This window comes from Chryseobacterium aahli, from assembly GCF_022699665.1.
Taxonomy (GTDB): domain Bacteria; phylum Bacteroidota; class Bacteroidia; order Flavobacteriales; family Weeksellaceae; genus Chryseobacterium; species Chryseobacterium aahli.
Genome location: NZ_JALDNB010000001.1, coordinates 1 through 15,737 on the forward strand (window position 1 = coordinate 1; position 15,737 = coordinate 15,737).

Here is a 15,737-nt window from a genome sequence, read left to right on the forward strand (position 1 = left end):
ATCCATCAATGCAATCAGAGCTTTCACAGGAAAAGGAACATTGGTTTGGGGAGCAAGAACATTAGACGGAAACAGCAATGAGTGGAGATATATCTCTGTACGTCGTTTCTTCAACATGGTGGAAGAATCTGTGAAAAAAGCGACAGAACGTTTCGTTTTCGAACCGAATACTGCCAACACATGGATCCGTGTGCAAACAATGATCGAGAATTTTCTTAACCAACAATGGCAAGATGGCGCATTAGCAGGAAGCAAACCTGAAGAAGCTTATTACGTAAGCGTTGGTTTAAACAAAACAATGTCAGCTCAGGATATCCTGGAAGGAAGAATGATTGTAGAGATTGGTATGGCTGCAGTACGTCCTGCTGAATTTATTGTGTTGCGTTTCTCACACAAACTACAAGAATCATAAAATAAACTAATAACAACTAAATAAAAATAATTATGAGTACATATCCATTAGTAAAGTTTGCCTTTGAAGTTGATTGGGGTGGAACAAAAGTAGGTTTTCAGGAAGTAAGCGGATTAAATGCCGAAGCAGCTTTAATTGAATACAGACATGGCGCAAGTCCTGATTTTAGTAAAATCAAAATGCCGGGATTGAAAAGTTTCAGCAACGTTACTTTAAAGAGAGGAACTTTCAAAAGTGATAATGAATATTTTGAATGGTTTCAAACCATCCAGTTGAACACGGTAGAGAGAAGATCAATTACGATCTCACTTTTAGACGAAAACGGAGAGCCTGCAGCAACATGGAAAATAAAAAATGCATTCGTTCTTAAATTGAATTCAACAGATCTGAAAGCTGAAGGTAATGAAGTTGCAATTGAAACCTTAGAAATTGCACACGAAGGATTAACTATTGAAAATAACTAATATTAACTTTAAAATTTTTAACAAATGAGTTACAAAACACCAGGAGTCTACGTAGAAGAAGTGGCAAAGTTTCCGCCTTCCGTAGCACAAGTAGAAACGGCTATCCCTGCTTTTATCGGATATACAGCAGAAGGTCTAAAAAATGAACCAACAAGAATCTCTTCTATGTTGGAGTACGAAGCGCTTTTCGGAAAAGCAAAAGCTGAAGCTTTTACAGTAACTGTAAATACTGATAATTCAGTCGAAGCAACTGTAGTTCCAAGTGATTTCAAAATGTATTACGCTATGCAAATGTATTTTGCCAATGGTGGAGGACCGTGCTATATCGTTTCGGTAGGAGATTTGGCGACAGGTTATCCATCTTCAGTTGAGATTGGAGATTTAGAAGATGGTCTTGCTACTTTAGAAAGAGAAGACGAACCAACTCTTATTGTTTTTCCGGACGCTGAAGCTTTGGCTGATCAGGCATATAAACTATACGAAAAAGCTTTAGATCAGGCAGAATTATTAAAAGACAGATTTGTCATTATGGATGTTGTTGGAGATGTTGACGAATTTAAAGATACAACAGGTCCTTCTGTAGGGCCAAGCGGTGATCGTTTAAAATATGGAGCTGTTTATTATCCAAAATTGGAAACAGTTCTAAGCTATAATTATGATGCATCAACAGTACAGGGTGTTAATTTAGCTACGTTGAAAACTTCAAATTCAGAATTATACAACAAAGTAAAAAAAGCAATTGAATCTACATCGGTAGTATTGGCTCCATCTTCTACAATGGCAGGAATTTATGCTAAAGTAGACAGTACTTCGGGAGTATTTAAAGCTCCTGCTAACGTTGGACTTAATTATGTAGTGGCTCCTACAGTAAAAATCTCTCACGAAGAGCAAACGGTATATAATGTTAATCCAACAGGAAGATCCATCAATGCAATCAGAGCTTTCACAGGAAAAGGAACATTGGTTTGGGGAGCAAGAACATTAGACGGAAACAGCAATGAGTGGAGATATATCTCTGTACGTCGTTTCTTCAACATGGTGGAAGAATCTGTGAAAAAAGCGACAGAACGTTTCGTTTTCGAACCGAATACTGCCAACACATGGATCCGTGTGCAAACAATGATCGAGAATTTTCTTAACCAACAATGGCAAGATGGCGCATTAGCAGGAAGCAAACCTGAAGAAGCTTATTACGTAAGCGTTGGTTTAAACAAAACAATGTCAGCTCAGGATATCCTGGAAGGAAGAATGATTGTAGAGATTGGTATGGCTGCAGTACGTCCTGCTGAATTTATTGTGTTGCGTTTCTCACACAAACTACAAGAATCATAAAATAAACTAATAACAACTAAATAAAAATAATTATGAGTACATATCCATTAGTAAAGTTTGCCTTTGAAGTTGATTGGGGTGGAACAAAAGTAGGTTTTCAGGAAGTAAGCGGATTAAATGCCGAAGCAGCTTTAATTGAATACAGACATGGCGCAAGTCCTGATTTTAGTAAAATCAAAATGCCGGGATTGAAAAGTTTCAGCAACGTTACTTTAAAGAGAGGAACTTTCAAAAGCGATAATGAATATTTTGAATGGTTTCAAACCATCCAGCTGAACACGGTAGAGAGACGATCAATTACGATCTCACTTTTAGACGAAAACGGAGAGCCTGCAGTAACATGGAAAATTAAAAATGCATTCGTTCTTAAATTGAATTCAACAGATCTGAAAGCTGAAGGTAATGAAGTTGCAATTGAAACCTTAGAAATTGCACACGAAGGATTAACTATTGAAAATAACTAATCATGGCTCTTTTATATCCTCCAACCAGTTTCTCTTTTATTGTTAATGGGATTTCAACAACAGAGGGTATTGACTCCAGATTTCAGTCTATATCTGGTTTATCAACAGAAATTGTAACTGAAGAATATGCCGAAGGAGGCGAAAACAGATTTCTTCATCAGCTTCCTTTGAGACCAAAATATGACAATTTAGTTCTTAAGCGTGGATTAATTGTAAGTTCCGGATTGATAAGCTGGTGCAGAAATGCAATGGAAAACTTCGAGTTTGAACCCAGAGATTTGATCATCACTCTTTCAGGAGGCTTACAATCTACAGCACCTTTAATGGTTTGGAATGTTGTTGGGGCATACCCTGTAAAATGGAACGTTTCAGAATTCAACGCAGAAGAAAGCAAACTTGCTATTGAAACAATAGAACTGAAATATAGATATTTCACAATACCCTCATCGTTAGCAAGCTTAGGCTTGTAATTTCTAAATCTTATCTAAGCACCTGAAAGTGTGTTAGTCTTCAGATAACATTCAGCGAAAATTTTCAGATAAAAAAACAAAAGATTGGTCTATAACAAGACTGAACACACTCTTTATGTGCTTAGATTTTTAAAAATAAATATGTTAAATCATTGGTTATTAGTGTTTTGAATATTAATAATTGATTAAAAAACAAACGAAATGCCAATAGAAATAAAAGAGCTTCACATTAAAATAAATGTGGAAGAGAAAGCAGCGGCAACGACTACTACCACTTCGGTAGATGAAGCACAAATCATGCGGGCAATTAGTGAAAGCGTAGAGCAAGTAGTAAATATAAAACAACGTAAAAAAGAAAGATAATGGCAGGATTAACAAAAATAGAAATAGTAGCGAAGGAAAATTCAAGTCAAAAGTTTGTTGCCCTAATTAATCCAACGAAATATTCATTGTCCTTTAAAAATGATTTAAATAATGAATCTCCAATAGGAAGTTCTCAGACACAGGTTAAATTTAATAAAGTTATATCTCCGGATCTTGATTTAGAAATCTTATTAGATGGAACAGGAGTGACAGAAGAAAATAAAGGTAATAAGTTGATAAACAAAATACTCAACAAAAAAGCTACAAAAACAAATGTCGCAACAAAGCTTGATGATTTTTTAATGACAACCGGTACTTATGACGGAAATATACATAAGCCATTTGATGTAACTATATCTTGGGGAATTCTCTTTTTTGAAGGAGCACTTAGTAGTTTTACTGTCGATTTTACTCTTTTTTCTCCTGAAGGTTATCCTTTAAGAGCAATAATAAAAGCAAAATTTATAGGTTCAACTGAAGTAGAATTAGCTAATGCAAAAGCAAAAAAAAACTCACCAGATTTATCTCATAAAAGAACTGTAAAAGACGGAGATACATTGCCCTTAATGACCGAAAGTATTTACGGAGATACAAAATACTACCTGGAAGTAGCTAAAGTAAATGGTCTTATCAATTTCAGACAATTAACACCAGGGCAAGAACTATTCTTTCCGCCCATAGAAAAAATTTCATAATATGAATAATAGCGGAAGCATACAAACAGCTAAAAATCCAGACTTAATAACTTTTAAGGTTATGTCCGGAGGTACAGAATTGCCTGGTAAGTACGGTGTTAAAAGCATTGTGGTGGAAAAAGAGGTCAACAGAATTCCTTATGCCCGCATTGTTATTTTAGACGGGAGTGCACCAGAACAGGATTTTAAACTAAGTAATGAAGAACTGCTAATTCCCGGAAAAGAAATTGAAATCACAGCAGGATATCATTCTGAAGAAGAAACTATTTTCAAAGGAGTTGTTGTAAAACATAATATAAAAGTTAGAAGTGGCTCCTCTTACCTCATCATCGAATGCAGAGATAAAGCTGTAAAAATGACTTTAGGAAGAAAAAGCAAATATTTCTACGACAGTAAAGACAGCGATATCATCGAAGAATTGATTAGTAATAGCGGTGTAACTGCTGATGTAGAAGCTACTTCAAATTCACATAAAGAACTGGTTCAGTATCAAGCTTCCGATTGGGATTTTATGTTGACCAGAGCACAGGCAAATGGTAAATTGTGTTTTGTTGATGACGGAACGATCAAAATTGCTAAGCCAGATTTTAGTGGAAAAGAAGTCGAAACAGTAGTTTACGGATCATCTGTACATGAATTTGATGGAGAAATTGATGCAAGAGATCAGTTCAATAAAATTACAGCTAAAACGTGGAGCTATACCGATCAGGAATTGACGGAAGTTGAAGCTCAGGATCCGGCAATTAATCTCAATGGAAATCTTTCATCCGGTGATTTAGCAAAAGTTTTCGGAATTGAAGATCTAGAACTTAAACACGGTGGAAATCTTACCCAAAACGAACTACAAGATTGGAGTGATGCTAAAGCAACTTTCCAGCAGTTGGCAAAAACAAGAGGAAGAGTAAAATTCCAGGGAATTCCATCTGTGAAACCGGGAGTTTCATTAACACTTCAGGGAGTAGGAAACCGATTCAACGGAAAAATTTACGTTACAGGCGTTCGTCATGAAATAGCCGATGGAAATTGGCTGGTTGACGCGCAATTCGGGCTTTCTCCAACATGGTTTTCAGAAACTTATGATGTCAGCGAAATGCCGGGTTCAGGAATTATACCTTCTATAAGCGGACTGCATATCGGTGTTGTATCACAACTAGAATCTGATCCGGATGGCGAAGACAGAATTTTAGTACAAATTCCAATTATTAATAATGAAGAAGAAGGAATTTGGGCACGAGTAGCCACGCTTGATGCAGGAGAAAACAGAGGTTCATTTTTCAGACCGGAAATCGGAGATGAGGTCATTATTGGGTTCATTAATGACGATCCCAATGACGCAGTGGTACTGGGAATGTTAAACAGCAGTACAAAACCTGCTCCAATTGTAGCTTCTGACGATAATCACGAAAAAGGATTTGTCACCCGAAGCGAAATGAAAATGATTTTTAATGACGATAAAATTTCATACACGCTTGAGACACCAAAAGGCAAAAAAGTGATTTTGGATGAAGATGCAGACATCATTAAAATAGAAGATGAGCATTCTAATATTCTTACCCTTAATAAAGACGGTATCAGTATCGAAAGCGGGAAAGACATCAAAATCAAAGCAAAAGGCGACATTACGATGGAAGGAACCAATATCAATGTGAAAGCATCTGCACAATTCAAAGCAGAAGGAAGCTCAGGTTCTGAACTTAAATCGGGAGCAGTAACAGTAGTAAAAGGATCTCAAGTTAAAATTAATTAATCATGAAACCGGCAGCAAGAATTACGGATATGCATACCTGTCCTATGGTAACAGGAACTGTTCCACACGTTGGAGGTCCCATCATTCCGGCAGGAGAACCCACTGTATTGATAGGTGGAAAACCAGCCGCAAGAGTTGGTGACAAAGCAGTATGCACAGGTCCGCCAGATACTATCGCATCAGGATCTTCAAGTGTAATGATAGGCGGAAAACCAGCCGCAAGAATGGGAGATTCTACAGCTCATGGAGGTGTAATATCCGCTGGTGAAGCTACTGTTTTAATAGGATGATGATATTAAAGGTAGGTTCTGTTACAATCATGAACCACTATTTAAATGTTATCTGATCAAAAATAAAATGTAAAACATCCATAACAAAACGGTTAGAAAAACTAAAACTCTATGTTACAGATGCAAGATGCTATAACTAAATACAATACAAATAACGTATGAAAATAAATACAGATTTTTTAGGAATAGGCTGGAGTTTTCCGCCTGAGTTTAACGAAACTGAAGGAAAACTGGTAATGACCACCGATGTGGAAGACATCAATAACAGTCTTATGATTTTACTATCGACACGCCCGGGCGAACGTGTAATGTTCCCAAACTACGGATGCGACTTGCAGGAAATGCTTTTTAAGCCTTTGGACTTAACGCTTATCACTCAAATGAAAGGAATTGTAGAGCGTGCTATTCTATACCATGAGCCTAGAATAAACATTTTAAGTATTGAAATTGATACTCAGGACGAACTTGAAGGTGAGGTTTTGGTACACATTGACTACGAAGTAAGAAATACGAATACAAGAAGCAATATGGTTTTTCCTTTTTATAAAGGGGAAGCTACTGAAATATAATGAATTACGGGATGTCTGTAGCCATTTTGAATACTACCAACATTACAATAAGTATTGCATCTGACCATAGAAAGATAAATATAAACAAATGAAAAAAACAGATACATTTTCACATTATCGTGAAGGAAAATCACAAATGCAGCGCTTTTTAGCAGAATTAGATCCGGGCAATCTTGAATTACACGATTTCGATTTGTTTGATTGGCTGTTATTCGCAAATAATTTTGCGAAGCGTGTAAACTATTTTGACAAAGATGATAATATAAAATCACAAGGAAACTGGGGAAACTTCTTCCTGGGTGATGATACTGATGATACTATTCCAAGAAGAGAAAGTGTTGAGTATAAAAGTATGAAAAAACAGGTTGCAGATTTGATGTCCCAGTTTGAGCAAGACAGCAACTTAACCCCTCATTTAACATTATTTGTTTGCTTTTTAAAGTTATTGGATTTCTCAAAAAAAGCCTTCAATAATTTAACGAAAAGGCATTTGGATTTCTACTATAATGAAATACTCCAAATTGAAAAAAATGATGCTAAATCAGACAAAGTCTATGTGATTTTTGAATTAGCAAAAAAAGCGCTTCAGGAAAAAATTCCGAGCGGAACATTGCTGGATGGTGATAAAGATGCGAATGGAAAAAAACGTGTTTACAAAACTGGTGATGACCTTATTGCGAATCAGGCAAAAGTAGTTGAAGTAAAAAGTTTTTTAAACGACGTTAAAAAAAGAGAGCTGAAAATGGCTCCGAAAGCAAATACTGCAGACGGTCTAGGTGATAAATTGCCGGAAGACAGCAATTATTGGTGGCCATTTGGATATAACGCTGATGAAACAATTTTAGAAAAAAAATCTATTTATAAAGAGCTTCCAAAAGCTAAGTTGGGCTTCTCTGTAGCGTCATCATTATTTGATTTAAAAGAAGGTGAAAGAACAGTGACTCTTACAATCGATTTTGAGAAAAATTCTACGCAAAGACTGCAAAGTATTCCCGATGAAGATATTCAAAATAATATTAAAGTACTTTGTAGTGGAGAAAAAGAATGGCTGTCAGAAATTGCTTTAAAATGTATCAAAAAGGAAGGAGATATATTAGAACTTTCTTTTACATTACCCAGAGATTTCCAGCCAGTTGTAAAGTACAATAAGGAAGTTTTGTTGGAAACATTCCAGACCAATTTCCCTGTTGTAAGGTTTATGATTGAAGGAGAAAGATACTACGATATTTACGAAGCTCTTTCAGAAACACGAATAAAAAACATAGAAATATCGGTTGATGTAAAAGGAGTAAAATCGATTCAGATAGAAAACGATAATGGAGCATTAAATGCAGAAAAGCCATATTATCCGTTCACTGCACAACCCATTAAAGGATCTAATTTTTTTATTAAATGTCCTGAAATGTTTTCTAAAAAATGGCAAAATGCAGACATTACGATCAATTGGAAAAATACTCCGGATTCTATAACAGATTTATACAACGGATATGTTATTAAACCTAATCAAAACGTCAGCTTAGCAGATTATCAAAAATTAAAAACTTCGATTGTAGTTTCTGATGCTTATTTTAAAGCAGATACAGCACTATTACACAAAGAAATTTGGTATACGAAAGCTAATAATATTGATGTATTTAAAAAAGTAGAAGGCGCTGGTTATCAAACTCAATTTTCTATCAATAATAGTAGTGAGAAGTCCGGTACAAGTGAGTCGATCAGATTAACATTCAACCAATCATCATTACAGGATGTGTATCCTAAGCTGTATACATTGGCGTTATCAAGTGATTCGAAAGCCGAAAAACTGATTCCAAACGAACCTTATATTCCTTTAGCGGAAGACATTGAACTGAATTACAGTGCAAAAGATGAGGTTTATTTGTATTTAAAGAAAGATTCTGAAGGAGAAGCTTTAAAAAGCGAAGACGTACAATTGTATCATGAAGATGCATTCGGGCAATACGAAAAAGATGTTAAAATACAGGAAATTGTTCCGGTACACAACAATGGAGGTGAATTATATATTGGTCTGGAAGCGACACCACAAACAACAGTTTCACTATTAATCCAAATGCTGGAAGGAAGTGAAAATCCTCTGGTTGATACTTTCAAGGAAAAAGAATTTATAGAATGGAGCATCCTTTCGGGCAATACCTGGGTTGATCTGTCGGGTAATATACTGCAGAATGAAACCAGAAAATTTTTGGAATCAGGCATTGTAAAGTTTAAAATTTCTAAAGATATCAACACCAATCACACAAGATTTACCGACGGATTGGTTTGGATCAGAGCAAAATCACAAAGAAGCTATGATGCGGTATGTAAAATTCAGGGAATATACACACAAGCAGTTTTAGCAACATTCCAGAATCAGGACAATGATCTGTCTCATTTAAACAACGGATTAGCTGCAGAAACCATTTCTAAACTTATTACAAGAGTTCCTCAGGTAAAATCGGTGAGCCAGCCTTACAACTCGTTTGACGGTAAATACAAAGAAACAGATCCTGAATTTTACAGACGTGTAAGTGAAAGATTGAGACATAAGCACAGAGCAGTTACGCAATGGGATTACGAACATTTGATATTACAAGAATTTCCGGAAGTTTTTAAGGTGAAATGCTTAAATCATACTTCTGAAAAATCTTATATGGCTCCAGGTTATGTGACCTTAATGGTGGTGCCGAATATTGAAAATAAAAATGCTTTTGATGTTTATCAGCCAAGAGTAAGCAGAGCTACCCTGAATAAAATTCAAAATTATGTAAACGAATTAAATACAATGCATGTTGATGCTCAGGTAATTAATCCAAATTATAAAGAAGCAAAAGTAGAAGCAAAGGTGAAATTCTTTGAACAGTATGACGAGACATTTTATCTGAGAGAATTAGACGAAGATATCAAAAAATACATCTCTCCTTGGGCTTTTACAGACGCAAAAGAAATTGATTTTAATGTGGTACTGAATGTTAATCAGCTTGTGACCTACTTAGAGCAGCTGCATTATGTAGATTACATTGACGAAGTGAAGATATTGGTGAATGATGAGCTGCAAAGACAAGCTTTAATAGAAGTAGATCCGAAATCAATTTTGGTCTCTGCTAAACAACACAAAGTGAGTATAACAAATCAAGTATGTATTTAATAATAAATAGAAGAAAACATAATCATGTCAGAAAATAAACACATTAGTATACCCAAAAATATAGAAACTGAAGACCAGAGTGATTTTCATTTTCTACGAAAAACAGGTATTGAATACATTGAAAAGTTAGGAGGGAAACTCTGGACCGATTACAACTCTCATGATCCTGGTATTACCACTCTGGAAGTCTTAAGTTATGCCATCACAGATCTTGGGATGAGAATGAACCTGAATATGGAAGATATCTTATCCTCCGAAGACGAAGAGAAAGATATTCATACACAGTTTTTAAAAGCTACAGAGATTCTGCCTTCAAGACCTTTGACAGAGCTTGATTATAGAAAATTATTTATTGATATCAACATGATTTCAGGGCATAAAAGACCAATCCGAAATTGCTGGCTGGTTCCTGTAACTGAAACATTATATGTCGATTGCGAAACCGGAAACCTGGACTTTGAACCTATCGGAAAAAAGACAGAAGGTTTTAAGGTAAAAGGAATGTATGATCTTTATGTAGATTATGCCGAAGATATTGATACTGGGGATATTGGATGCGGAGATTCTAGTGTTAAAGCTATGATTTTGGAGCGTTATCATGCCAACAGAAGCCTTTGTGAAGATTTGGCTGAAATTAAACAGGTTGAAACCCAGAAAGTTGCTGTATGTGCCCGTATCGGACTTGTCAATAAAGCTGATGAAGAATTGGTACATGCTAAAGTAACAAGAGCAGTCAATAATTACTTATCTCCGGAAGTTCATTTTTATTCACTGAAACAAATGCTCGACAGAGGTTTAACTACAGATCAGATTTTTGAAGGACCTCTTTTGAACAATGGTTTTATTGATACTGAGGAACTTAAAAACAGTCAATTAAGAAGAGAAGTTCGTCTTTCGGATATCATCAGTGAGATCATGAAAATTGATGGCATTAAAGAAATTCATGAAATTTCTATTGCCGGTTGTGACAGCGTAGTGAAACAAAACAACGACTGGTTGATCTGTATTGAAAAAGGCAGAAAACCGGAATTGTGTGAGCTAAGTTCATTCAGCTACAGTAAAGGTTCACTACCGTTGAATATCAATGACCAAAAAGTTCAGAATTATCTGGAAACTCTTAAAAGAGAAGAAGAGATTCTTAGAGAGGATGCAAGACAAAATAAAGAATTGACTTTACCACAAGGAACTTCATACGATATAGCCAACTATGCTACTATTTTGAATGAATTTCCGGATACTTATGGCGTAGGAATTTCCGGAATCATAGGAAATAAAAATCCTGAGAGAGAAGCTCTGGCAAAACAATTAAAAGGTTACTTATTGTTTTTTGATCAGATTCTTGCCGGTTATTTCAAGCATCTTGAAAAAGTAAAAGAAGTATTAAGTGTTAATGGAGGTTTAACGAGAACCTATTTTACGCAAGCTCTTAAAAACATTAAAGGTTTTGATGAATTGGTCTCTGACTATCCTGTCAATGATGATCAGCTTACAGATTCATTGTATGAAGAGCTGGACAATAGTGTAGAGCGTAGAAATGAAGTTTTAGATCATTTGATTTCTCGTTTTGCAGAAACATTCAGCGATTATACTTTCTTAATGAAATCATTGTATGGAAATTCTGCTGATGAAATTGTTTTAAGTAATAAAGAGAGCTTCTTAAACGAGTATACATCATTAAGTAAAGACCGAGGATTAGGGTATAATTACACATTATTTTCAAATACAGATATTTGGAATACGACTAACATTTCCGGTGCTCAGAAAAGAATAGCGCGTTTGTTGGGACTTAAAGATTACACCCAAAGGAGTTTATCTCAATCACCGGTATCTATCATTGAAACTAAAGACAATGCTGGAAAAAGTACCTACACTTGGAAGGTAAAAGATAAGGATGGTAATATTATCTTATCGTCTGTAAATGCTTACAAAATTGAATATAATGCAAACAAAAATCTGAATGACGCGATTTATCAAACGATTCAAATTGATCAGGAAGACCTTAAGAATGCATTAGAACAATTAAAAGAGGATGACGAAAATCTTGCAGAGACAATAAAAGACCTAAAAGAGTGTGAAAAGAATTTCTGCTTAATCGGAAATATCAAAATCCGTGTTTCATTGAATGATAACTTCTATCTTGAGATTGTAGATGACCCCGTTAAGCAAAATGTAATTGCTACTCACAAAAAAACAAATCCTTATTCTGAATTGGGAGATTTGAAAGACGGAATTGAGAAACTGGTAGATTATTTAAAATATGGCTTTACAGAAGAGGGTATTTTCCTTGTTGAGCATTTATTATTAAAACCAACAGTTAAAGATTATAAAGCTATGGGCGGTATTGGTTGTATGTCTATAGGGGAAACCTTTAGAATAGCATATGATATTGAAGTAGATTCTCCTGTACCCAACCCGGTGAAACCTTCGGAAGCTCTTATGTCTTCTTGTGAAGATTGCGAAATAGATGTTTATGATCCTTATTCTTTCCGAGTAAGTGTCGTTCTTCCGGGCTTTGCTTATCGCTTTCAAGATCCTGATTTCAGACGTTATGCCGAAACAGTGATTAGACAAGAAATTCCGGCTCATGTTTTAGCGAAAATTTGCTGGGTTGGAGATCGAATGAGTGAAACAGAAACCGCTCAGGAGGACTTGGAAAAATTTGAAGTTGCTTTAAAAAAATACCTTTCAGATAAAGCAAAAAATAATACTGCAGGTTTAGGAACCAGTATTAGTGAGCTAGTCTTGGCTCTTACTTATTTAAACAATATTTATCGACCTGGAAGACTTCTGGACTGTGCGGTGGAGGAAGATGATGACAACTCAGATGGGAAAATCATATTAGGACAATCGAACTTATCAAAAAAACTGAAAAAATAATGAATACTAAATTAGACAAGATAACAACCCAATATAGAAAGTTTAACGATAATCAAGCGTTAACGGAAGGGCAATTAAACGAATTTATAGACTATTTCGAAGATCAGGACAGATTATCAAGAACCCGTCTGGGTGGAGTAGGTGTAGTGTGTGGCTTTAAATCGAAATACATAGATTTAATCGTACAGCCCGGAATGATGCTGGAAAAAGCACCGGGACCCGATACTTCTTTACTTCATACTCTTGAGATTACACAAGGCTCCGGAGTTACCACAGACGGAGATTTAATAACGCTACGTCAAAAAGGAAGTATATCGTCAGAAGCTACTATAGACTTCGGTGTAAAAAATTACAAGTATTACAGAGAATATATTGATGAAATAGGATACAAACATTTTCGTATTGGTGGTAAGCAAGTACCTCTTTTAGAAGTAATCACACAACAGGAATATGAAGCTTTAGGTGCTAATGTTGAAGGTTTTAAACTATTAAGTGATGGCGATATCAATATATATAATAAAGTTATCATTTTGTACTTAGAAAGTTATTCTAATGACGAAACTCCTTGCCGGGATGCAGATTGTGATCATACCGGATCTGAGCAGGTGTCTAATCTTAAAGTACTTTTAGCAGATTCTGCCTCTGTCTCGGAACTTATAAAGAATGGTGATGCAAAAGACAGTATTTATACAGCTCACAATGCGTATGAAAAACTCTTTGATCGCTTACCTAAAATAGAAGCCAAAAGAGTTCTTCTAGACCTTACAATTAAAGAGGCATCAGAATTGAAAAAAAGATTTCAGGATGCGATTACTGCTGTTGTACAATTAAGTGAAGGTTTTAATGCAATTGCAGGTACTTTTGGAATAAGCATGAATCTGGGAGGACAAACACTTCTTGATAAATTGAATTTTTTATTTGATGGCAGGGCATCAAGATTTGATCATTATCAATATCGATATGATTTGTTAAAGGATCTAATTGATACTTACAACGAAATAAAAGATTTGATATTGCATTTGGATGTTGAATGTTGCCCAAGTATAACTTCATTTCCTAAACACCTTCTATTGGGTGCTGTTGGAGCAAAACTGGAATTAGGAGAACGTACCGATTTCCGTCACGGTTTCTATAATTCGCCAGTAACGACCAATGATGATGAGAATTACGAAAGAGTTATTATGCTTGCCAATCGTTTTGTACAGAAAATAAACGGATTCCAGTCTTATATCGGAGCGATTAAAATTACCCCTTCCAATATTAATGTAAGATTGGGTGAAAAAGCAATTCCATATTACTATAATGTAGATAAACCCTTATTGACCCAATGGAACTTTGAAAAAACAAAAACCGATAGAGAAAGATATAATCTAAGTTATCATACAACCAACTTAGCGGGAGATGACTTCATTCAGGATCCATTGAATTATAATATTGATAATAATGATTTCTATAGAATTGAAGGGCATTTAGGATTACCTTATAAAACTGCTTTACAAAACATTAATGATCTTAAAGTAAAATACGGATTGGCTTTTGATGTCATTGCATTGGTTTTACAAAAAGACGAAAAACCTGGAGGTAATACACCGCCTAAAGAAAAAACTGTATCAATTGATGACCTTAGGAAACAATTGGTATCTATTTCCAGTGATATCAGTAATAGAAAGATTGATTCTCAAAATACTTTATTTAACATCTCAAAACTGGATGAGAAATTAAGATTATTAAACAAAGCTGAATTCTCAAAAGAAGGATCGGAAGAAGGTATTACTGTTGTAAAACAGGATCCTAGAAAAGATGATGTAGTAAGTGAGCTTTTAAGCGAATTTTTAGAGAGAAAATCAGGATTGGAACATAGAGCCGGTGTAGAACCGGGAGGAACTTTTGCTTTAATTTATCATAATGAAACAAACAATCAGGTTTTGGCGGATTTCTCATTGCCTTATCTATGCTGTTCTAAAAAAGAACCTGTATTCTTAGTACTGCCAAATGATAAACTGTGTCAGAAAGACGATAGGATCACTATGACGGTTGTTCCGGAAAATGGAGAGGTGAAAGCATTTGTAAATGGTGTTCTTGTACCTGCGATCACACAATCGGGAGGTCAGAGCTTCTTCAATCCTGGTTTGGTTAATTCAAATTATTTGGGTCAGACGATTAAATTTACCGTTAATGATGATTCTGTGGAGGCTCAGATGATTGTACATGCTCAGCCAAGTATAACTTTGACTATACATGATACGGTTTATAATTATGCTGATAATGAAGCTACGGTTTATTTCCATGTAACAAATAACGGTTCAGGTCAAATCAGTAGTTATCAATGGAATTATGGTGATAATAGTACAGATAATTTAATACCTAATTCCAGTGGATTGGTTGCACATGTATTCCCGCTAATACCAAATGAAAACTCAACCTTTAATGCGACACTTAATGTTATCGCCGAAAATACAGGATGCAGTACACAAGCTGCTGTAAGTGTTGAATTAAGTGGTTTACAGCTTGTCTCTTGTAGTGAAAACTTTAATTATAATGGAAATAAAGGTACGTTCGAATATAATATAGATTTTGGAACAGATACAGGAGAAGCAGGTATTAATTATAATGCGTATGATCAACCTGATCGATTTATTATTGAATGGAATGGTCAGACCTTTGATAGTGGTTTTAGAGGTCATAGTAGATATAATTCTCAATTGATAAGTGCAGGAGTTAGTCCCGCAAATATTAATACTTCTAATCCATCCAACGGAGCCGGCTCATTAACTTTCACTAAAAATACCGCTTTGCCAAGGTTTGCTAAAGTTACTGTTATAGCACCTTTGGGAGGTACAGTGTGGAATGTTATGGGTGTCTGTCCTAGAAATAATAAATAATTAAGTGTAATAACTTCACAGGCCATC

Annotated in this window: 13 protein-coding genes; all 13 read left to right on the top strand. The window is 35.3% G+C overall.

Annotated elements, in window-relative coordinates; translation table 11 throughout:
• Window positions 1-412: phage tail sheath family protein (locus MQX03_RS00005; protein WP_317224542.1), on the top strand; the 412-nt coding region annotated here is incomplete at its 5' end.
• A gap of 32 nt (window positions 413-444) precedes the next feature.
• A complete protein-coding gene (locus tag MQX03_RS00010) occupies window positions 445-876 on the top strand; it encodes a phage tail protein (RefSeq protein ID WP_242800364.1) in 432 nt (143 codons plus the stop codon).
• A 24-nt stretch (window positions 877-900) separates the two neighbouring features.
• Window positions 901-2,208 (top strand): phage tail sheath family protein, encoded by a 1,308-nt coding sequence (locus tag MQX03_RS00015; protein ID WP_242800366.1) that lies wholly within the window; start codon window positions 901-903, stop codon window positions 2,206-2,208.
• Between the two features lie 32 nt (window positions 2,209-2,240).
• On the top strand, window positions 2,241-2,672 hold the full coding sequence (locus MQX03_RS00020) for a phage tail protein (RefSeq protein ID WP_242800368.1): 432 nt from the start codon (window positions 2,241-2,243) through the stop codon (window positions 2,670-2,672).
• Window positions 2,673-2,674: 2 nt separating this feature from the next.
• Complete coding sequence (locus MQX03_RS00025) at window positions 2,675-3,142, top strand: phage tail protein (protein ID WP_242800370.1); 468 nt, start codon at window positions 2,675-2,677, stop codon at window positions 3,140-3,142.
• A 201-nt stretch (window positions 3,143-3,343) separates the two neighbouring features.
• Window positions 3,344-3,505 carry a DUF5908 family protein gene (locus tag MQX03_RS00030; RefSeq protein WP_242800372.1) on the top strand — a complete coding sequence of 54 codons (162 nt, stop codon included), beginning with the start codon at window positions 3,344-3,346 and terminating at the stop codon, window positions 3,503-3,505.
• Window positions 3,505-4,200 (top strand): CIS tube protein, encoded by a 696-nt coding sequence (locus MQX03_RS00035; protein ID WP_242800374.1) that lies wholly within the window; start codon window positions 3,505-3,507, stop codon window positions 4,198-4,200. The genes MQX03_RS00030 and MQX03_RS00035 overlap by 1 nt, the downstream gene beginning before the upstream one ends.
• Before the next feature lies 1 nt (window position 4,201).
• The gene (gene vgrG / locus MQX03_RS00040) at window positions 4,202-5,947 is read left to right on the top strand and encodes a type VI secretion system tip protein VgrG (protein WP_242800376.1); all 1,746 of its coding nucleotides are present in this window, start codon (window positions 4,202-4,204) and stop codon (window positions 5,945-5,947) included.
• Between the two features lie 2 nt (window positions 5,948-5,949).
• On the top strand, window positions 5,950-6,237 hold the full coding sequence (locus tag MQX03_RS00045; RefSeq protein WP_242800378.1) for a PAAR domain-containing protein: 288 nt from the start codon (window positions 5,950-5,952) through the stop codon (window positions 6,235-6,237).
• 158 nt (window positions 6,238-6,395) lie between these two features.
• On the top strand, window positions 6,396-6,806 hold the full coding sequence (locus tag MQX03_RS00050) for a GPW/gp25 family protein (protein WP_242800380.1): 411 nt from the start codon (window positions 6,396-6,398) through the stop codon (window positions 6,804-6,806).
• A gap of 88 nt (window positions 6,807-6,894) precedes the next feature.
• Entirely contained in the window at window positions 6,895-9,951 is a 3,057-nt protein-coding gene (locus MQX03_RS00055; protein ID WP_242800382.1) for a baseplate J/gp47 family protein, read from the top strand.
• Between the two features lie 24 nt (window positions 9,952-9,975).
• Window positions 9,976-12,828, top strand: coding sequence for a hypothetical protein (locus MQX03_RS00060; RefSeq protein ID WP_242800384.1), 2,853 nt, complete (start codon window positions 9,976-9,978; stop codon window positions 12,826-12,828).
• Complete coding sequence (locus tag MQX03_RS00065) at window positions 12,828-15,710, top strand: PKD domain-containing protein (RefSeq protein WP_242800386.1); 2,883 nt, start codon at window positions 12,828-12,830, stop codon at window positions 15,708-15,710. Before MQX03_RS00060 ends, MQX03_RS00065 begins: the two co-directional genes overlap by 1 nt.
• Window positions 15,711-15,737: the final 27 nt, after the last annotated feature.

Coding starts and splice junctions, on each gene's coding strand:
- MQX03_RS00030 (WP_242800372.1), top strand. CDS start 3,344: ATGCCAATAGAAATAAAAGAGCTTCACATTAAAATAAATGTGGAAGAG.
- MQX03_RS00015 (WP_242800366.1), top strand. CDS start 901: ATGAGTTACAAAACACCAGGAGTCTACGTAGAAGAAGTGGCAAAGTTT.
- MQX03_RS00010 (WP_242800364.1), top strand. CDS start 445: ATGAGTACATATCCATTAGTAAAGTTTGCCTTTGAAGTTGATTGGGGT.
- vgrG (WP_242800376.1), top strand. CDS start 4,202: ATGAATAATAGCGGAAGCATACAAACAGCTAAAAATCCAGACTTAATA.
- MQX03_RS00050 (WP_242800380.1), top strand. CDS start 6,396: ATGAAAATAAATACAGATTTTTTAGGAATAGGCTGGAGTTTTCCGCCT.
- MQX03_RS00060 (WP_242800384.1), top strand. CDS start 9,976: ATGTCAGAAAATAAACACATTAGTATACCCAAAAATATAGAAACTGAA.
- MQX03_RS00055 (WP_242800382.1), top strand. CDS start 6,895: ATGAAAAAAACAGATACATTTTCACATTATCGTGAAGGAAAATCACAA.
- MQX03_RS00035 (WP_242800374.1), top strand. CDS start 3,505: ATGGCAGGATTAACAAAAATAGAAATAGTAGCGAAGGAAAATTCAAGT.
- MQX03_RS00045 (WP_242800378.1), top strand. CDS start 5,950: ATGAAACCGGCAGCAAGAATTACGGATATGCATACCTGTCCTATGGTA.
- MQX03_RS00025 (WP_242800370.1), top strand. CDS start 2,675: ATGGCTCTTTTATATCCTCCAACCAGTTTCTCTTTTATTGTTAATGGG.
- MQX03_RS00020 (WP_242800368.1), top strand. CDS start 2,241: ATGAGTACATATCCATTAGTAAAGTTTGCCTTTGAAGTTGATTGGGGT.
- MQX03_RS00065 (WP_242800386.1), top strand. CDS start 12,828: ATGAATACTAAATTAGACAAGATAACAACCCAATATAGAAAGTTTAAC.